Raw genomic sequence first — 18089 nt, 5'->3', positions numbered from 1 at the left:
GCCCGGTGCTCCCGCGACGGGAGCACCGGGCCTCGTGACGCTCAGGCGTCGATCCCGGAGGACGAGCCTCAGTGGGAGTGGCCGTGACCGTGGCCGTGGCCGTGGTCCGCCGGCTCCTCTTCCTTCTTCTCCACCACGAGGGTCTCGGTGGTGAGGAGCAGGGAGGCGATCGAGGCGGCGTTCTCCAGGGCGGAGCGCGTCACCTTCACCGGGTCGATGACGCCGGCCTTGACCAGGTCGCCGTACTCGCCGGTGGCGGCGTTGAAGCCCTGGCCCTTGTCGAGCTCCGCCACCTTCGCGGTGATGACGTAGCCCTCGAGGCCGGCGTTCTCGGCGATCCAGCGCAGCGGCTCGACGGCGGCGCGGCGGACGACCGCGACACCGGTGGCCTCGTCGCCGGTCTTGTCGAGGTTGCCCTCGAGGACCTTGACGGCGTGGACCAGCGCGGAGCCACCACCGGAGACGATGCCCTCCTCGACCGCGGCGCGGGTCGCGGAGATGGCGTCCTCCAGACGGTGCTTCTTCTCCTTCAGCTCCACCTCGGTGGCGGCGCCGACCTTGATCACGCACACGCCGCCGGCCAGCTTCGCGAGGCGCTCCTGGAGCTTCTCGCGGTCCCAGTCGGAGTCCGTGGCCTCGATCTCGGCCTTGATCTGGTTGACGCGGCCGAGGACGTCCTCGGAGGAGCCGGCGCCGTCCACGATCGTGGTGTCGTCCTTGGTGACGGTCACGCGGCGGGCGCTGCCCAGCACGTCCAGACCGGCCTGGTCGAGCTTGAGGCCGACCTCCTCGGAGATGACGGTGGCACCGGTGAGGGTGGCCATGTCCTGGAGCATCGCCTTGCGGCGGTCACCGAAGCCGGGCGCCTTGACGGCGACGGCGTTGAAGGTGCCGCGGATCTTGTTGACGACGAGGGTGGAGAGGGCCTCGCCCTCGACGTCCTCGGCGATGATCAGCAGCGGCTTGGAGCCACCGGCCTGGATGACCTTCTCGAGCAGCGGCAGGAGGTCCTGGATGGAGGAGATCTTGCCCTGGTTGATCAGGATGTACGGGTCGTCGAGGACGGCCTCCATACGCTCCTGGTCGGTCACCATGTACGGGGAGAGGTAGCCCTTGTCGAAGGCCATGCCCTCGGTGAAGTCGAGCTCCAGGCCGAAGGTGTTGGACTCCTCGACGGTGATGACACCGTCCTTGCCGACCTTGTCCATCGCCTCGGCGATGAGCTCGCCGACCTGCTGGTCCTGCGCGGAGAGCGCGGCGACGGCGGCGATGTCGGACTTGTCGTCGATCGGGCGCGCGGTGGCGAGCAGCTCGTCCGAGACGGCCTTCACGGCGGCGTCGATGCCCTTCTTCAGGGCGGCCGGGGAGGCACCGGCGGCGACGTTGCGCAGACCCTCGCGGACCAGGGCCTGGGCGAGCACGGTGGCGGTGGTGGTGCCGTCACCCGCGATGTCGTTGGTCTTGGTCGCCACCTCCTTCACCAGCTGGGCGCCGAGGTTCTCGTACGGGTCCTCGATCTCGACCTCACGGGCGATCGTGACACCGTCGTTGGTGATGGTGGGGGCGCCGAACTTCTTGTCGATGACGACGTTGCGGCCCTTGGGGCCGATCGTCACCTTCACCGTGTCGGCCAGCTTGTTGACGCCGCGCTCAAGGGCGCGACGGGCGTCCTCGTCGAACTTCAGGATCTTCGCCATGGGAGCGATTCAGCCCTCTCGGAAATCGTTGAAAAAACTGCGCCCCTGGACGCCCGCGGAGAAGCCAGGGGGTCAGGGGCGCAGTTCAAAGCATCTGTGCAGGTGCCTTGGGGTGACTTACTTCTCGATGATCGCGAGCACGTCGCGAGCCGAGAGGACGAGGAACTCCTCGCCGTTGTACTTCACCTCGGTGCCGCCGTACTTGCTGTACAGCACGACGTCGCCGACCTTCACGTCGAGCGGAAGGCGCTCGCCGTTCTCGAAGCGGCCCGGACCCACGGCGAGGACGGCGCCCTCCTGGGGCTTCTCCTTCGCGGTGTCCGGAATGACCAGGCCAGAGGCGGTGGTCTGCTCCGCGTCGAGCGGCTGAACCACGATGCGGTCCTCGAGCGGCTTGATGGCAACCTTGGAGCTGGTGGTCGTCACGATCCGACCTCCCCCTTCGGAGATCTCACGGGGTTAACTGTCTGAGGTGGCGACCAGGTGGATCCGTCGTCGCGGGTGCCGGACCTGCCCGTCGCTGTGTTGGCACTCTCCTGTGGGGAGTGCCAGAGCCGAGACTATGACCGCGATTAGCACTCGGTCAAGCGGAGTGCCAATTCACGACCCCGTGGCGCGAACGGGCAGGTCGGATTCCTTCCGATCGAGGGGAACGCTCGGCCGGTTCTGGTGGTTCCGTACGAGCGGGGTCACCTTCTCCGCCGCCTTGCGGCCCAGCCGTTCGAGGGGGTCGACCGAGGACGCGCAGCCCGGCAGGGCGAGCAGCGCGCCGGTCAGGGCCAGGGTCAGGGCGGCGGTCCGCCGGCGCGCCCGGCCGATACGCGGCCCCCGGGTCATACGTAGTCCTCGAGCTTCGCCACCGCGTATCCCTTGGCCGTGACCGTCTTCATCACCCGTCGGATCATGTCCGGCATGCTGCCCTTCCAGTCCCCCTTGCCCCGGAAGTGGGTGAGGATGATGTCGCCGGGGTGCAGGTCCCGGTCCCACTCGCGCCACTCCATGTGGTCGGGGAAGGCCTCGGACGCCCACAGCGGGACGGCCTTGACGCCGCACGACTTCGCCGCGCGCAGGGTGTCCTCGTTGTAGTTGCCGTACGGCGGGCGGAACAGCGGGGGCCGCTTGCCGAACCGCTTCTCGATGACGTCCTGCATGCCGCAGATCTGCCGCTTCTGGTCCGCGTAGTCGAGGCCGGGCAGGTAGGGGTGGGTCAGGGTGTGGTTGTGCAGGGCCACCCCGGCGTCCTGCATCTTCTTGAAGTAGCCGTAGTCCTCCTTGACGAGGTAGTCGCTGAGGAAGGCGCTGTACGGGATCCTCAGCTCGCTCATCATCCGCAGCAGCTCGGGGTCCTTCTCCGCGCCGTCGTCGATCGTCAGGAAGACGATCTTCTGCTTGGTCGGCACGGTGGTGAAGACCGGCGGCAGGTTCTCCCCGTCGGTCTCGAAGCCCTTGCGGGTGGTGATCCTCGGCTTCACCCTGGGCGGCTCGGGCGCTTCGAGCGGCGGCTGCGCCAGACCCCACTTCTTGGCGGCGGCCACGCGGGCGGCGCGCGCCTTGCGGACCCGTTCCACGTACGCGTGGAGCGCACCGGCCGCGCCCTGTGCCTCCGCGCGCGGCTGCTGGCCGGCGGCCGGCCTGGCCGGTCCGGATGCCGGCCGTTCCTCGGCGCCCTGGTCGGCACAGGCCGAGCCGAGCGCGGCGACGAGCAGGGCGATCCCGACCACCCGCACGCCTCGCGTGGACCGACCGGAGCGAGGAGAGAGCCGGGAAGAGGGGCGGGAATGTTCCTTTTGTCGTACTAGCTGCATGGCGCCGCATCCTGTCAGCGGCTCGCCCCTCCGGGGCGCCGACACCACCGACGGCCGCCCACCGTCCCCCGGGCGGCCCACACCCCCGCCGACCACCACAATGGGACGGGTGACCGACCTCGCCGCCTTCACCGCCCTGCTCGCCCCCGAGGGGCAGGCCCTGCTCGACGCCCTGCGCGACTACGACCCCGCCCGGGAACTGGCGGTCGCCTCCCGGCTGCGCCGCGACCACCCCGCCGAACTGGTCTCGGCGGCACTCGGGCAGGCCCGGCTGCGGCAGCGGGCGGCGGCGAAGTTCGGCGCCGAGGACGCGTACCGGATGTACTTCACGCCCAACGGCGTCGAGCAGTCCACGAGGGCGAGCGTCGGCACCTACCGCGCGCACCGCCTCAAGGCGCTCGGTGTCGGCAGCGTCGCCGACCTCTGCTCCGGCATCGGCGGCGACGCCCTCGCGCTCGCCCGCGCCGGGATCTCCGTCCTCGCCGTGGACCGCGACCCGCTGACCGCCGAGGTCGCCCGCGCCAACGCCGAGGCGCTCGGCCTCGCCGACCTGATCGAGGTTCGCTGCGCCGACGTCACCGAGATCGACACCAGCCCGTACGACGCCGTCTTCGTCGACCCGGCGCGGCGGGGCGGCAATCCAGGAGGGGCCGCGCGCAGCGCGTCGGTGAGGGGCGGTGGTCGGGCGACGGGTGGGCGGATCTTCGACCCCGAGGCCTACTCGCCGCCGCTGTCCTGGGCGGTCGAGGCGGCCCGCAAGGCCCCGCACGCGGCCCTGAAGATCGCCCCGGGCATCCCGCACGAGGCGGTGCCCGAGGAGGCCGAGGCGGAGTGGATCTCGGACGGCGGGGACGTGAAGGAGGCGGTCCTCTGGTTCGGCACCGAGCCCGGCGCCCGGCGCGCCACCCTGCTGCCCGGCGGCGCGACGCTCACCGGCGGCACGCTCCCCGACCCGGGGGTCCGGCCCGTCGGCCGCTACCTCTACGAACCGGACGGCGCCGTCATCCGCGCCCACCTGGTCGCCGAGGTGGCGCGGGACCTGGACGGCGGGCTGATCGACGAGACCATCGCCTACGTCACCGCCGACACCCTCACCCCGACCCCGTACGCCACCGCCTACGAGATCACCGACGAACTCCCCTTCAACCTCAAGAAGTTGAAGGCCCTGCTGCGCGAACGCGAGGTCGGCACCCTGACCGTCAAGAAGCGCGGCTCGGCCGTCGAACCCGAGGAGATCCGCCGCCGGGTCAAGCCGAAGGGCCCCAACTCCGCGACGGTGCTGCTCACTCGGGTCGCGGGGGCTCCGACGATGCTGATCGGGGGTCCTGCCGGCGGGTGACCGGGCCGGTGACCCGGAGCGCCAGGCGGAGGTGGGTGACGGCCTTCGTGAGGCCGATCAGGCCGTTGATCCAGAAGATGAGCGCGACGCCCATGCCGTACGCGACGAGGCCGTAGCCGCCGTCCAGGCCCTGGATGCCCTCCCGGTTCGCCCCGGCCGGGACGGCGAAGCCCAGCCACAGGCCGATGCCGCACATCACGGTGGACAGCAGCATCCAGCAGGCGCTCAGGACCGGCGCCCGCAGCCGGGCGTCCGTGGCCCCGTGCCGGTCCAGGAGCGCCCACAGGACGAGCCGCTCGCGCACGATCCGGTCCTGCCGCACGGACCGCGCGGTCAGCCACACCGCCGGCGCGAGCACGCCGAGGCCGAGCGCGGCCGTGATCATCCCGAGGAGCATCGTGATCGGGTCGAGGATCGGGCCGCCGAGCGAGGTGAGCAGCACGCCGACCATTCCCCAGCCGAGCTGGAGCATCAGGAACCAGCCCAGGAAGAGCGCGAGCCGCCCCCCGCCGAGCAGCCTTCGCCCCAACGCGTCGAGCGCCGCCGCCCGGTCGGTGAGCCGCGCCGCCCGGTCGGGCCAGTCCTGGATCTCGGCGGGCGGGGGCGGCGGAGGCATCGGTATGCGCGGGGACATGGAGAGCAAGCCTAGAGGAGCAGCCGATGAGGGGACCTTCAGAGATAGTCCTCCAGGCGCGCCACCGTGAAGCCCTGTGCCTGGATGTGCCGCAGCAGGTTGGCCGTCATCTCGGTCATGGTCGTGCCCTTGAGCTCCGAGGGGCCGCGGAAGTGGGCCAGGATGATGTCGCCGGGGTGGAGCTTCCGGTCGCCGCGCTGGTACTGCATGTTCTTGATCTGCATGGACTCGCGCCAGAGCACGATCGCGTCGACCCCGCACTGCGCGGCGGCGGTCCTGGTGGCCTCGTTCCAGTTGCCGTAGGGCGGGCGGAAGAGCCGCGGGCGCTTGCCGTAGCGCTCGGTCAGGCGGTCCTGCTGGCCGCAGATCTCCTTGCGCTGGGCCTCCGGGGAGAGGGTGCGCAGGTTGGGGTGGGTGAGGGTGTGGTTGGCGAGGCCGTGCCCCTGGGCGACGAGCGGGGCGAAGTACGGGTAGTCGCCGCGGATGGCGGAGTCGGTGAGGAACATCGTCACCGGCACCTTCAGGTCCCGCAGCATCGCGACGAACTCGGGGTCCTTCTCCGCGCCGTCGTCGATCGTGAGGAAGACGACCTTGTCGGTGGTGGGGATGTCACTGACGACCGGGACGGGTTCGCCGGGCTTGCGCACGACCGGCTTGACCGCGGGCGGCGCCGGCGCCGGCGCGAAGGGCTTCAGGCCCCACCTGCCGTAGGCCGCGGCGCGCGCGTCCGGGGCGGCGGGCGCGTCGGGGGCCTTCTGCCCGGCGGACGGGGCCGCCTTCGTGGGCGCCGCGGTCGGGGGCGCCTCCTTCGGGACGGAGGTGTCGGCGTCACCGGCCGTGCAGCCGGTCGCGAACAGAGCCACGGCGGTCAGCGCCGCCCACAGCGCGAGGGTCTTCTTCACGCGCTGTGGGATGCCCGTTTCGAACGAAAGGTTGCCCCCGGTACGCCTATCCGACTGATTCGAAGCGCCAGCGGTGCACCGGACGGGTGATCAGCTCCGCGTCCGGCTCCGGCAGCTCGGGCAGCTCCGCGTCGAGCCCCGCCCCGTCCGCCGTGTCCCACCACGTCATCACCAGGACCCGGTCCTCGGGGGCGCGGAAGGTCTCGCGGCGCACCGGCTCGCCCGCCAGGACCCGCGTCCTCGCCCACTCCAGGAGCTCCGCGCCGCGGCCCCGGGCGGCGCGGGCCTCCCACATCAGGGTGATCCTCACGAGTAGAGGTTCTCCTTGCTGACCTCGTGCACGTGGTCGTGGTCGTGCGCGTGCGCCGCCCCCGGCACGTGCGACTCGGTCACCGGCAGCGAGGAGTCCGCCGACAGCTCCAGGTCGGACGCGGCCCGGCCGCGCGCGACCATCTCGGCGCCCAGGGCCGCCACCATGGCGCCGTTGTCGGTGCACAGGCCGGGCCGCGGCACCCGCAGCCGGATGCCGGCCCGCTCGCACCGCTCCTCGGCGAGCGCCCGCAGCCGCGAGTTGGCGGCCACGCCACCGCCGATCATCAGGTGGTCGACGCCCTCGTCCTTGCAGGCCCGGACGGCCTTGCGGGTGAGCACGTCGACGACGGCCTCCTGGAAGGACGCGGCGACGTCCCGTACGGGCACCTCCTCACCGGCCTTCCGCCTGGCCTCGATCCAGCGGGCCACGGCGGTCTTCAGGCCGGAGAAGGAGAAGTCGTACGCCGGGTCCTTCGAGCCGGTCAGGCCGCGCGGGAAGGCGATGGCCGCCGGGTCGCCCTCCTTGGCGAGCCGGTCGATCACCGGGCCGCCGGGGAAGCCGAGGTCGAGCACCCGGGCGATCTTGTCGAAGGCCTCGCCCGCGGCGTCGTCGATGGTCGCGCCCAGCGGACGGACGTCGCTGGTGATGTCGCTGGACAGCAGCAGCGAGGAGTGGCCGCCGGAGACGAGCAGGGCCATCGTCGGCTCGGGCAGCCGGCCGTGCTCCAGCTGGTCGACGCAGATGTGCGAGGCCAGGTGGTTGACGCCGTAGAGCGGCTTGCCGAGGGCGTACGCGTACGCCTTGGCGGCCGAGACGCCGACGAGCAGCGCGCCCGCGAGGCCGGGACCGGCGGTGACGGCGATGCCGTCGAGGTCCTTGGCCGACACCCCGGCCTGCTTCAGGGCGCGTTCGATGGTCGGGACCATCGCCTCCAGGTGGGCGCGGGAGGCGATCTCGGGCACGACGCCGCCGAAGCGGGCGTGGGTGTCGACGCTGGAGGCGACGGCGTCGGCGAGAAGGGTCGTTCCGTGGACGATGCCGACCCCGGTCTCGTCGCAGGAGGTCTCGATGCCGAGTACGAGCGGTTCGTCAGCAGCCATCTGAATCAGTCTCTGTTCCTTGAACGGTGTGTCGCATCACGAGCGCGTCCACGTTGCCGGGCTGGTAGTAGCCGCGGCGGAAGCCGATGGGCTCGAAGCCGAAGCGCTCGTAGAGCTTCTGGGCCCGGGTGTTGTCCACGCGCACCTCGAGGAGGACCTCGTCGCACTCGAAGGCGGTGGCGGCGTGGAGGAGTTCGGTGAGCAGCCGGGCGCCGAGGCCGGTGCCCCACTGGTCGCGGGCGACGGCGATGGTCTGGACGTCGCCGAGTCCGCCGGCGGCGGCGAGCCCCGCGTAACCGACGAGCCGCCCGTCGGCCGGGTCCTCGGCGACGACGTAGTGCCGGGTCGCGCGCGGGCCGCGGGCGTGGGCGAGCTCGGACCAGAACATGCCCTCCGACCAGGCGTCCTCGGGGAACAGCTCCGCTTCGAGCGCGAGCACCGGCTCGATGTCCCACCAGCGCATCCCGCGCAGCACGGCCTCGGTCACGGCGCCGCTCACGTCGGTGTGACCACCTTGTAGTTCTTGGGCACCTGCGCGTCGGGGCGGCGCAGGTACATCGGCAGCGGGTCGAGGAAGCCGTCGCCGCCCGCCGCCAGCTTCTCGGCCGCGAGGGCGGCGAGCGCGGCGGCCGACTGGTGCTCGGGGCCGCGGGCGTCCGGGAAGGCCTCGGGGTAGAGGCGGGCGCCGGCGCCGACGACGGGCAGCCCGGCGAGCTCCTCGGCGATGTCGGCCGGCCGGTCGACGGCCGCCTCCGTCACCCGCGTACGGGAGTCGTCGTACCGCGCCCAGTAGACCTCCTTGCGGCGCGCGTCGGTGGCGACGGCGAAGGGCTGGTCGATCCCGGAGGCGTACGCGAGTCCGTCGAGCGTGCACAGGCCGTGCACCGGGACGCCGAGCGCGGAGGCGAAGGTGGCGGCGGTGACGAGACCGACGCGCAGTCCGGTGTACGGGCCGGGGCCGACACCGACGACGAGTCCCGTCACGGCGTCGAGCTTCAGCCCCGCCTCGGCGAGGACCCGGTCGACGGCGGGCAGCAGCAGCTCCCCGTGGCGACGGGCGTCGACCTGGCTCGACTCGGCGACGACGGTCTCGCCGTCGTGGAGGGCGACGGTGACGGCGGGTGTGGCGGTATCCATGGCGAGCAAGAGCACGCGAACAGCCTACGGCGCCCGGCCGGGGGGTGCGGCGCCCCGCCTCCCGCTGCCTCGCGGCTGCTACCGTCGGGCCACCAATACATCCATGCCGTAGATACGACAGAGATACGACAGAAGGTGGGCGCACGGTGGCTAGGAGCAGCTCGGGATTCGTGGCCGGGCTCACCGCGGCGGCGCTCGCGGCGGTCGCCTTCCTCGCCTATCAGGCCTCGGCGGTGGCGCCGTCCCCGGCCGAGCTCGCGGAGCGGCCCGGCGCGCCGAGCGCGGTGCCGTCGGCGCCGGCCACGGGCGCGCCGCAGCAGCCGAGGAAGGACCCGCTGGCGCTGCCCGCGAACTCGGGCAAGGGTGAGCGCGTGGTGTACGGGCTGACCGACCGCCGGGTGTGGCTGGTCGACGGGCGGGACCGGGTGACCCACACCTTCTCCGTCATGCCGAGCACGGTGTCCCCGCCGCCCGGGACGTACGCGGTGACCTCGCGCTCCGGCGCGGTGCGCGGCTCGGACGGGGTGCAGATCGAGCACGTGGTGCGGTTCGCGACGGTCCAGGACGTGTCGATCGGCTTCAGCGCGGCGGTGGACGGCTCGACGCCGTCGCCGGATCCGTCGCGGAAGACCGGCGGGATCCGGATGAAGCGGGCGGACGGCGACGCGATGTGGCGGTTCGCGGTGATCGGCGAGAAGGTCGTCGTCGTCCCCTAGCGGGGCCCTGGCAAGGGTTGCGTACGGGCTCAGGCCGCCTCGTCGCGCACGACGGGTGCGCGTTCCTCGGCGGCCTCGGCCTCGGGGCCGGTCGCGCGCGGCGGCGTGGACACGGCGCTGGCCGCGACACAGGAAGCGAGCAGGTCCCTCATCGAGACGCGCTCCTCCGTACGGTCCGCCTGACCGGTGTGCTCCGGCGTCGCCATGCATGCCTCCCGTAGGTTAGGTACACCTAACCAGTTCGTGGTTCCATGTCACCACGCCCGGGAGTACGGACGCAACATTTTCCCGACACGTTGTCGGAACCTACGGACACGCGGCGGTCCGTCGCCCGCGTCCGGCTCAGTCCAGCCGCAGGTCCTCGTCCGCCCACCGGGCGCCGATCCCGTTGAGGACGACCGTGCGGCGGTCGTCGTCCGCGTCGGCCGTGTCGCCGACCACGCGGTGGATCAGCACGTGCAGCCGGTCGTCGGTCAGCTCCTCGACCTTGCCGTCGCCCCACTCGACCACCACGACCGAGTCGGGCAGCGAGACGTCGAGGTCCAGGTCCTCCATCTCCTCCAGACCGCCGCCGAGACGGTACGCGTCGACGTGGACCAGCGCCGGACCGTCGACCAGCGAGGGGTGGACGCGGGCGATCACGAAGGTCGGCGAGGTGACGGCGCCCCGGACGCCCAGACCCTCGCCGAGGCCGCGGGTCAGGGTGGTCTTGCCGGCGCCGAGTTCGCCGGTGAGCATCACGAGGTCGCCGGGGCGCAGGCGCTTCGCGAGGCGGCGGCCGAGCTCCTGCATCCGCTCGGGCGAGTCGACGGCGAGGGTGGCCTGGTTGTGCGGTGTGTCCATGCCCGCCAACCTACCGATTCGCCGGGCCCGCCATCCCCCCGCCTGTCCCTCGCCCTATCCCCCGGCCGGGCCCCCGGACCGTCCCCCGGACCGGACGGCCCCCGCCCGCACCAGGAGGTCCGCGATCCGGTCGGTGACCGCCTCCGGGTGCTCCAGCATCACCAGGTGGCCGGCGTCGGGCACGATCACCAGCTCCGCGTCGGGGAGCAGATCGGCGATGGCCTCGGTGTGCGAGCTGGGGGTGACCAGGTCGCGGTCGCCGGCGAGGGCGAGCACCGGCAGCGTGCCGAGGGCGGCCAGGGCCGCCGTCTTGTCGTGCTCGGCGAAGGCCGGATAGAACTCGGCGACCACGTCGATCGGCGTCGACTCGATCATCCGCTCGGCGAACCGGGCGACCGCCGGGTCCACGTCCTTCGACGAGAAGGAGTACTTCTTGATCAGCCCGGCGAACAGGTCGGCGGTGGCCCGCCGTCCCCGCTCGACCAGCTCGGCCCGCGCGCCGAGCGCCCTGAGCACCCCGGGCAGTACCCGGCGCACCGCGTTCACCCCGGCCGTCGGCAGCCCGTAGTTGACCTCCCCGAGCCGGCCCGCCGAGGTCCCCACGAAGGCGACGCCGGCCACCCGGTCCCGGATCAGCTCCGGGTACCGGTCGGCGAGCGCCATGATCGTCATCCCGCCCATCGAGTGCCCGACCAGGACCAGTGGGCCCTCGGGCGCGGCGGCGTCGAGGACGGTCTTCAGGTCGCGCCCCAGCCGGTCGATCGAGACCGGCACCCCGTCGGGACCGGCCTGGGCGGCGCCGCGCCCCGACCGGCCGTGGCTGCGCTGGTCCCAGTGGACGGTGCGGACGAGCCCGCGCAGCGCCGCCCGCTGGAAGTGCCAGGCGTCCTGGTTGAGGCAGTAGCCGTGGCTGAAGACGACGGTGACCGGGGCGGGCGCCTTGCGCCCGAAGAGCCTGCGCCGCCGCGTGGCCGAGGGATCCGCCTCGACCTCGTCCACCTCGTAGTAGAGCTCGGTGCCGTCGTCGGCGACCGCCCGCCCGGGCGTGCCGCGCAGGGCGCCGTACGGGCCCTCGGCGTCCAGCGCGAGCCGCGCCTTCTCCCGTACCGAACGGCCCACCGTGAGCCGCTCGACGGCGACCCCGGCCGCCGCGCCCGCGGCCAGCACGCCTATCGCGGCACCGGCCCAGCCGGCCCGCCGCCAGGTCTCGTCCCCCACGGCCGCCCCCTTCACTCCCCCACGTAGACGCGCGGCACGCGGGCGCCGATGCGGGTGACGATCTCGTACGCGATGGTGTCGGCGGCCTCCGCCCAGTCCTGGGCGGTCGGCTCGCCGCGGTCGCCGGGCCCGAAGAGCACCGCCTCGGTGCCGGGCTCGGGGGTGTCGCCGCCGAGGTCGACGACGAACTGGTCCATGGCGACCCGTCCGGCCACCGTACGGACCCGGTCGCCGACCAGGACGGGCCCGCGGCCCGAGGCGTGCCGGGGGACGCCGTCGGCGTATCCGAGGGGGATCAGGCCGAGGGTCGTCTCGCCCGGGGTGGTGTAGTGATGCCCGTACGAGACTCCGTGGCCGCCCGGCACGTGCTTGACCAGGGCGACGCTCGCCTTCAGCGACATCACCGGCCGCAGCCCCAGCTCGGCGGAGGTGCCGACCGCCGGGTCGGGCGACACGCCGTACAGGGCGATGCCGGGCCGGACCAGGTCGAAGTGGGCCTCGGGGAGGGTGAGGGTGGCCGGCGAGTTGGCGATGTGCCGCACCTCCGGCTCGACGCCGGCCTTCTCCGCGTAGTCGAGCATGGTGCGGAAGACGTCCAGCTGACCGGCGATGGACGGATGGCCCGGCTCGTCCGCGCACGCGAGGTGGGACCAGAGGCCGGTGATCTTCACCAGGCCCTGTGCCTCGGCCTTGAGGGCCTCGCCGACCAGCTCGGGCCAGTCGGCGGGCTGGCAGCCGTTGCGCCCGAGCCCGGTGTCGGCCTTCAGCTGGATCCTGGCCCGCCGCCCGGTTCGCCGCGCCGCCTCGAAAACCTCCTCCAGCGCCCACATCGCGCTGACGGACATGTCGAGCCCGGCCTCGATCCCCTCGGCCCACGGGTCGCCCGGCGTCCACAGCCAGCACATGATCCGCGCCTCGGTCAGCCCGGCGGCCCGCAGCGCGAGCGCCTCGTGCGGGGTAGCCGTGCCGAGCCAGGTCGCCCCCGCGTCCAGGGCGGCGCGGGCGCAGCGCACGGCACCGTGGCCGTACGCGTCGGCCTTGACCACGGCCATGAGCTGGACGTGGGGCGCGACGCGGGCGCGCAGCGTGCGGACGTTCGCACGCAGCGCACCGAGGTCGATCTCGGCGCGGGCTCGTCGGGGCTGTGGTGTCTGAGTCATCGCGCCCCAGTCTCTCAGGTCTCAGCTTTCGGGCCGCTTACCCCAGATGTAGACCCGGTCACCCTTGCGCAGCGCGTCCCACAGCTTCTTGGCGTTCGCGTACGAAAGGTTCACGCAGCCGCGGCTGCCGACGGGCGTGGCGATCTGGCCGTAGACGCCGTGGAAGGCCTGGCCGCCGTCGAAGAACTGGGAGAAGGGCATGGGGGTGTCGTAGATGGACGACCAGTGGTCCTTGTTCCGCCAGTAGACGGAGTGCCATCCGGTGCGGGTGCGGTATCCGGGCCGGCCGCTGCGGATGTTCACCACCGCGTACGTCACCCGGGTGCCCTTCTGCACCCACATCAGCTCGCGGTCGAGGTCGACGCACGCGACGACGTACGAGCGGACGGGGCACCGGCCGGCGGCGTTGGGGTTGGGGCGGGCGGCGAGGAGCTCGGCGCGGGACCAGGTGACGGGCCCGGCATAGCCGTTGGCGGGCTTGATGCCCTGCTTCGTCTGGAAGGCGCGGATGGCCTCGCAGTCGGCGCGGGACTGCTTGCCGTCGACCTTCAGCTTCAACAGCCGCTCGACGCGGCGCTGGTGGGGACCGGCCTTGGCGGTGCAGGCGGCCGCGGCGGCGCTGCGGGGCAGGTACTCGACGAGCTCCTCGACCTCACCGGCGGGCACGGGCACGGGCTCCCCGCCGCCCGACCGGTCGGGGGGCAGGACCTGGTCGGGCGTGTCCATCGGGTACTCGGCGCGGCCGGCGCCGGGGATGCCGGGGAGGAGGGGCTCGGGGGGCGTCGGGGCGTCGGCGAGGGCGGGGTGGGGCAGGGCGACGGTCAGGGCGAACAGCAGCGCGACGGCGCTGGAGCGGCGTGTTCTGATCACCCGCCCATCCCACGCCGCCCACCCACGGGGCGCCTGCGCTGGCCCACCTGCGGAGCAACGGGTTCCCTCATGCGGCCCACCGCGCGGCGGGGGCGGGGCGTGCGTGCGTGGCCGCCGTCCCCGCCCTGCCGGGCCCGGACCCCCCGCCCGTGCGGGCCGCCCCCTGCTGGGGCCGGTGCCCTGCCCGTGAGAGCCACGCCCCGCGTGGGCAATCGTCCCGCTTGGGGGTCCCCCCAGGGCGGAGCCCTAGGGGGAGGGACGGGTGGGCACACGGGACGGCGCCCATGCGGGCGCGTTCCGCACCTGCACCTGCCCGCACCACGACGGCCCCGCCCCCGCGGTGCGGGTCAGAGCAACAGGAGCCTAGGCCCGGCAAGGGGCGCCTTCCGTTGTGCCACCCGTTCCGCCTGGGGGCACCCCCGGACGAAGTCTGGGGGAGGAACGAATGCCCACAACGGGGGGGCGGGAGGGGCAACGCCCCAGCGCGGCGCAGCCCGCATGGGGCGCGCCGCGCCGGGGGGCGGGCGGGCGCCGGCCCGGCGGGGCCAGGTCCCGGAGGGGCGCCGGCCCGGCGGGGCGAAGCCCCGGGGGTCAGGAGGTGACGTCGCGCCAGGCCGCGGGGATCGCGTGGGAGACGTCGGTCGCCGTGATGGGGGTGCGGTCGTGGGAGGCGCGGCGGGCGGCCAGGCCGTGGAGGTAGGCGGCGGCGGAGCCGGCGTCCAGGGCGGTCAGACCCGCGGCGAGGAGCGAGCCGGCGAGGCCGGACAGGACGTCGCCGCTGCCGGCCGTGGCCAGCCAGGACGTACCGGTGGGGTTCACCCGGACCGGCCCCGCCCCACCCGCCCCGCACACCAGCGTCGTCGAGCCCTTGAGCAGCACCGTCGCACCGAAGCGCCCCGCCAGTTCGCGGACCGCCGCGAGCCGCCCGGCCTCCACCTCCTCCCGGGACGCGCCCAGGAGCGCCGCGGCCTCGCCCGCGTGCGGGGTGAGCAGCGTGGGGGCGGTGCGCGCCTTGACCGCCTCGGGGGAAAGGTCCCGCAGCCCGTCCGCGTCCACCAGGACCGGCACGTCGGACGCGAGGACCTCCGCCACCCCGGGCCCGTCGCCGAGGCCGGGCCCGACCACCCACGCCTGGACGCGGCCGGCCCTGGCCGGAGGCCCCGCGTGCACCAGGGTCTCGGGGTGGGCTGCGACGACCGCGTCGCCGGCGGGGCCGACGTACCGTACGGCGCCCGCACCGCCCCGCAGCGCGCCCTCGACCGCGAGGACGGCGGCGCCGGGATAGCGGGCGGAGCCGGCGACGACACCGACGACACCGCGCCGGTACTTGTCGCTCTCGGCTCCCGGCACCGGCAGCAGCCGGGCCACGTCCTCGTGCTGGAGCGCCTCCAGGTCCGGCACCGACGGCAGGGTGGCGCCGAGCCCGATGTCGACGAGGCGCAGCGCCCCGGCGTACTCCCGCGCCGGGTCGACGAGCAGCCCGGGCTTGTACGTGCCGAAGGTGACGGTCGCGTCGGCCCGCAGCGCCTCCCCCGCCACCTCACCGGTGTCGGCGTCCACGCCGCTCGGCAGGTCGACGGCGACGACGACCGCGTCGGAGCCGCGCGCGGCCCGGGCGACGGGCACCGCGCCGGGCCGCAGCCCGCTCCGCCCGCCGATGCCGGTGATCCCGTCGAGGACGAGATCGGCGCCGGCCAGCACCTCGTACGGATCGTCGTGCGGGCCGACCACCCGCCCGCCGGCGGCCCGCAGCGCCGCGAGGCCGCCCTCGTGCGTCCGCGAGCCGAGCGGCACGGCCGTGACCCCGGCCCCGCGCCGGGCGAGCCGGGCGCCGGCGTACAGCGCGTCGCCGCCGTTGTCGCCGGAGCCGACGAGGAGGACGACCCGCGCCCCGTACACCCGCCCCCGCCCGAGCAGCGAGACGCAGGCGGCGGCGAGCCCGGCCGCGGCCCGCTGCATCAGCGCGCCCTCGGGAAGGCGGGCCATCAGTTCGGCCTCTGCGGCCCGTACGGTCTCCACGCGGTAAGCGGTACGCATGCCCAGCAGTCTGCCGCAGTCCCCAGGGGCCCGCCCGGAGGTCCCCGCCCCCGGTCCCGTCGGCCCGGCCTCAGCCCTCCGCGATCACCACCGCCGACGCCACTCCCGCGTCATGGCTGAGGGACACGTGCCAGTTCCGTACGCCCAGCTCGGCGGCCCGGGCCGCGACCGTCCCCCGCACCCGCAGCCTTGGTCGGCCGCTGTCCTCCACGTACACCTCGGCGTCCGTCCAGTGCAGTCCGCCGGGCGCGCCCAGTGCCTTGGCCAGGGCCTCCTTGGCGGCGAAGCGCACCGCCAGGGAGGCGGGTCCGCGCCGCTCGCCGCTCGGCAGCAGCACCTCGCGCTCCACGAAGAGGCGGCCGATCAGCCCCGGCGTCCGTTCCAGCGACGCGGCGAAGCGGTCGATCTCCGCCACGTCGATCCCCACCCCGATGATCATCTGTTCACTCCACCGTCACGGATTTGGCCAGGTTGCGCGGCTGGTCGACCTCGTTGCCCCGCGCCGTCGCCAGTTCGCAGGCGAAGACCTGGAGCGGCACGGTGGAGACCAGCGGCTGGAGCAGCGTAGGCGTCGCGGGGATGCGGATGAGGTGGTCGGCGTACGGGACCACGGCCTCGTCGCCCTCCTCCGCGATGACGATCGTCCGCGCTCCCCGGGCCCGGATCTCCTGGATGTTGGAGACGATCTTGTCATGGAGGACGGAACGGCCCCGGGGCGAAGGCACCACCACGACGACCGGCAGGTCCTCCTCGATGAGGGCGATCGGCCCGTGCTTGAGCTCGCCGGCGGCGAAGCCCTCGGCGTGCATGTACGCCAGTTCCTTGAGTTTCAGCGCGCCTTCGAGGGCGACGGGGTGGCCGACGTGCCGCCCGAGGAACAGCACGGTGTTCTTGTCGGCGAGCGACCGGGCGAGGGCGCGCACCGGCTCCATGGTCTCCAGGACCCGCTCCACCTCGTCGGCGATCCGCGCCAGCTCGCGGATGACGGCGTGGATCTCGTCGCCCCACTTGGTGCCGCGCACCTGCCCCAGGTAGAGGGCGAGCAGATAGCAGGCGACGAGCTGGGTGAGGAAGGCCTTGGTGGAGGCGACGGCGACCTCGGGGCCGGCGTGGGTGTAGAGCACGGCGTCGGATTCGCGCGGGATCGTCGAGCCGTTGGTGTTGCACACGGCGAGGACCTTGGCGCCCTGTTCGCGGGCGTGCCGCAGGGCCATCAGGGTGTCCATGGTCTCGCCGGACTGGGAGATGGCGATGACCAGGGTGCGCTGGCCGAGGATGGGGTCCCGGTAGCGGAACTCGCTGGCCAGCTCGACCTCGCAGGGGATGCGGGTCCAGTGCTCGATGGCGTACTTGGCGATCAGTCCGGCGTGGAAGGCGGTGCCGCACGCGATGATGACGATCTTGTCGGCCTCGCGGAGCACGGCGTCGGGGATGCGCACCTCGTCGAGGCGCAGGTGTCCCCCGGCGTCGATCCGGCCGAGGAGGGTGTCGGCGACCGCCTTGGGCTGCTCGGCGATCTCCTTGAGCATGAAGTAGTCGTAGCCGCCCTTCTCGGCGGCGGAGGCGTCCCAGTCGATGTGGTACGCCCGGACGTCGGCGGGGGCCCCGTCGAAGTCGGTGACGGTGACGCCCTCGCGGGTGAGCTCGACGACCTGGTCCTGGCCGAGCTCGATGGCCGAGCGGGTGTGGGCGATGAAGGCGGAGACGTCGGAGGCGAGAAAGTTCTCGCCCTCGCCGACGCCGACGACGAGCGGGGAGTTGCGGCGGGCGCCGACGACGACGTCCGGCTGGTCGGCGTGGACGGCGACGAGGGTGAACGCCCCGTCGAGCCGCCGGCAGACCAGGCGCATGGCCTCGGCGAGGTCGCCGACGGAGGAGAACTCCTCGGCGAGCAGATGGGCCACGACCTCGGTGTCCGTCTCGGACAGCAGGTCGTGGCCCCGCTCGGTGAGCTCCGCGCGCAGGGCGGCGAAGTTCTCGATGATGCCGTTGTGGACGACGGCGACGCGGCCCGCGTTGTCGAGGTGCGGATGCGCGTTGGCGTCGGTGGGGCCGCCGTGGGTGGCCCACCGGGTGTGTCCGATGCCGGTGGACCCGCTCGACAGCGGGCGGTCCACCAGCTCCTTCTCCAGGTTGATCAGCTTCCCGGCTCTCTTGGCCGCGGCGAGCCCTCCGTCGGAGAGCACGGCGACTCCCGCCGAGTCGTAGCCGCGGTACTCGAGCCGCTTGAGGCCGGCGATCACCACATCGAGCGCCGACTGTCCGCCGACGTATCCCACGATTCCGCACATGGCGGCAGCCTACGGCTCGGCGGCCGC

At 73.4% G+C, this 18089-nt stretch carries 20 protein-coding genes; 2 read left to right on the top strand and 18 right to left on the bottom strand.

The features are described 5' to 3' along the window. Positions 1-68: 68 nt before the first annotated feature. The 4 genes from groL to ACFY7C_RS30460 all read right to left on the bottom strand — a co-directional run bounded on the left by groL (position 69) and on the right by ACFY7C_RS30460 (position 3502). Complete coding sequence (gene groL, locus ACFY7C_RS30475) at positions 69-1697, bottom strand: chaperonin GroEL (protein ID WP_389656499.1); 1629 nt, start codon at positions 1695-1697, stop codon at positions 69-71. Positions 1698-1814: 117 nt separating this feature from the next. Then, positions 1815-2123 carry a co-chaperone GroES gene (gene groES / locus ACFY7C_RS30470; RefSeq protein WP_057584642.1) on the bottom strand — a complete coding sequence of 103 codons (309 nt, stop codon included), beginning with the start codon at positions 2121-2123 and terminating at the stop codon, positions 1815-1817. A 174-nt stretch (positions 2124-2297) separates the two neighbouring features. Further along, a complete protein-coding gene (locus ACFY7C_RS30465; protein ID WP_389656497.1) occupies positions 2298-2534 on the bottom strand; it encodes a hypothetical protein in 237 nt (78 codons plus the stop codon). Continuing rightward, positions 2531-3502 (bottom strand): polysaccharide deacetylase family protein, encoded by a 972-nt coding sequence (locus ACFY7C_RS30460; protein WP_389656494.1) that lies wholly within the window; start codon positions 3500-3502, stop codon positions 2531-2533. The genes ACFY7C_RS30465 and ACFY7C_RS30460 overlap by 4 nt, the downstream gene beginning before the upstream one ends. A 100-nt stretch (positions 3503-3602) precedes the next feature. Between ACFY7C_RS30460 and ACFY7C_RS30455 the strand changes: the two genes are divergently transcribed. Continuing rightward, complete coding sequence (locus ACFY7C_RS30455) at positions 3603-4841, top strand: methyltransferase domain-containing protein (protein ID WP_389656946.1); 1239 nt, start codon at positions 3603-3605, stop codon at positions 4839-4841. Here ACFY7C_RS30455 and ACFY7C_RS30450 read toward each other — a convergent pair. Genes ACFY7C_RS30450 through tsaB form a run of 6 tightly spaced genes read right to left on the bottom strand, consistent with a single transcriptional unit; the run spans position 4786 to position 8942 of the window. Beyond that, positions 4786-5475: a hypothetical protein gene (locus tag ACFY7C_RS30450; protein WP_389656491.1), complete on the bottom strand. Its 690-nt coding sequence runs from the start codon at positions 5473-5475 to the stop codon at positions 4786-4788. The two genes, ACFY7C_RS30455 and ACFY7C_RS30450, sit on opposite strands and share 56 nt — an antisense overlap. 38 nt (positions 5476-5513) lie before the next feature. Further along, positions 5514-6377 (bottom strand): polysaccharide deacetylase family protein, encoded by an 864-nt coding sequence (locus ACFY7C_RS30445; protein WP_389656488.1) that lies wholly within the window; start codon positions 6375-6377, stop codon positions 5514-5516. Positions 6378-6423: 46 nt separating this feature from the next. Beyond that, positions 6424-6687 (bottom strand): hypothetical protein, encoded by a 264-nt coding sequence (locus ACFY7C_RS30440; RefSeq protein WP_389656485.1) that lies wholly within the window; start codon positions 6685-6687, stop codon positions 6424-6426. Then, the gene (gene tsaD, locus ACFY7C_RS30435) at positions 6684-7790 is read right to left on the bottom strand and encodes a tRNA (adenosine(37)-N6)-threonylcarbamoyltransferase complex transferase subunit TsaD (RefSeq protein ID WP_389656482.1); all 1107 of its coding nucleotides are present in this window, start codon (positions 7788-7790) and stop codon (positions 6684-6686) included. Before tsaD ends, ACFY7C_RS30440 begins: the two co-directional genes overlap by 4 nt. After that, positions 7780-8253: a ribosomal protein S18-alanine N-acetyltransferase gene (gene rimI / locus ACFY7C_RS30430; protein WP_389656943.1), complete on the bottom strand. Its 474-nt coding sequence runs from the start codon at positions 8251-8253 to the stop codon at positions 7780-7782. The genes tsaD and rimI overlap by 11 nt, the downstream gene beginning before the upstream one ends. 32 nt (positions 8254-8285) lie before the next feature. Continuing rightward, positions 8286-8942, bottom strand: coding sequence for a tRNA (adenosine(37)-N6)-threonylcarbamoyltransferase complex dimerization subunit type 1 TsaB (gene tsaB / locus ACFY7C_RS30425; protein WP_389656479.1), 657 nt, complete (start codon positions 8940-8942; stop codon positions 8286-8288). A gap of 131 nt (positions 8943-9073) precedes the next feature. On the opposite strand from tsaB, the gene ACFY7C_RS30420 reads away from it, so the two are divergent. Then, a complete protein-coding gene (locus ACFY7C_RS30420) occupies positions 9074-9643 on the top strand; it encodes a L,D-transpeptidase (protein WP_389656476.1) in 570 nt (189 codons plus the stop codon). Between the two features lie 29 nt (positions 9644-9672). Here ACFY7C_RS30420 and ACFY7C_RS30415 read toward each other — a convergent pair whose 3' ends face one another. The 8 genes from ACFY7C_RS30415 to glmS all read right to left on the bottom strand — a co-directional run bounded on the left by ACFY7C_RS30415 (position 9673) and on the right by glmS (position 18062). Then, the gene (locus ACFY7C_RS30415) at positions 9673-9849 is read right to left on the bottom strand and encodes a hypothetical protein (RefSeq protein WP_389656473.1); all 177 of its coding nucleotides are present in this window, start codon (positions 9847-9849) and stop codon (positions 9673-9675) included. A 136-nt stretch (positions 9850-9985) separates the two neighbouring features. After that, complete coding sequence (gene tsaE, locus ACFY7C_RS30410) at positions 9986-10486, bottom strand: tRNA (adenosine(37)-N6)-threonylcarbamoyltransferase complex ATPase subunit type 1 TsaE (RefSeq protein ID WP_389656470.1); 501 nt, start codon at positions 10484-10486, stop codon at positions 9986-9988. Between the two features lie 54 nt (positions 10487-10540). Further along, entirely contained in the window at positions 10541-11704 is a 1164-nt protein-coding gene (locus ACFY7C_RS30405) for an alpha/beta fold hydrolase (protein ID WP_389656467.1), read from the bottom strand. 11 nt (positions 11705-11715) lie between these two features. After that, the gene (alr, locus tag ACFY7C_RS30400; RefSeq protein WP_389656464.1) at positions 11716-12864 is read right to left on the bottom strand and encodes an alanine racemase; all 1149 of its coding nucleotides are present in this window, start codon (positions 12862-12864) and stop codon (positions 11716-11718) included. Positions 12865-12885: 21 nt separating this feature from the next. Then, on the bottom strand, positions 12886-13734 hold the full coding sequence (locus tag ACFY7C_RS30395; RefSeq protein ID WP_389656461.1) for a L,D-transpeptidase family protein: 849 nt from the start codon (positions 13732-13734) through the stop codon (positions 12886-12888). Between the two features lie 591 nt (positions 13735-14325). Continuing rightward, positions 14326-15771 (bottom strand): NAD(P)H-hydrate dehydratase, encoded by a 1446-nt coding sequence (locus ACFY7C_RS30390; protein WP_389656458.1) that lies wholly within the window; start codon positions 15769-15771, stop codon positions 14326-14328. Positions 15772-15841: 70 nt separating this feature from the next. Continuing rightward, entirely contained in the window at positions 15842-16210 is a 369-nt protein-coding gene (locus ACFY7C_RS30385; protein ID WP_389656455.1) for a holo-ACP synthase, read from the bottom strand. Between the two features lie 4 nt (positions 16211-16214). Beyond that, a complete protein-coding gene (glmS, locus tag ACFY7C_RS30380; RefSeq protein WP_389656452.1) occupies positions 16215-18062 on the bottom strand; it encodes a glutamine--fructose-6-phosphate transaminase (isomerizing) in 1848 nt (615 codons plus the stop codon). Positions 18063-18089 lie beyond the last annotated feature (27 nt).

Source organism: Streptomyces sp. NPDC012769 (assembly GCF_042901205.1).
Taxonomy (GTDB): domain Bacteria; phylum Actinomycetota; class Actinomycetes; order Streptomycetales; family Streptomycetaceae; genus Streptomyces.
Note: the sequence above shows the minus strand (reverse complement) of the source record. Positions and strands in the feature narration are given on the sequence as shown.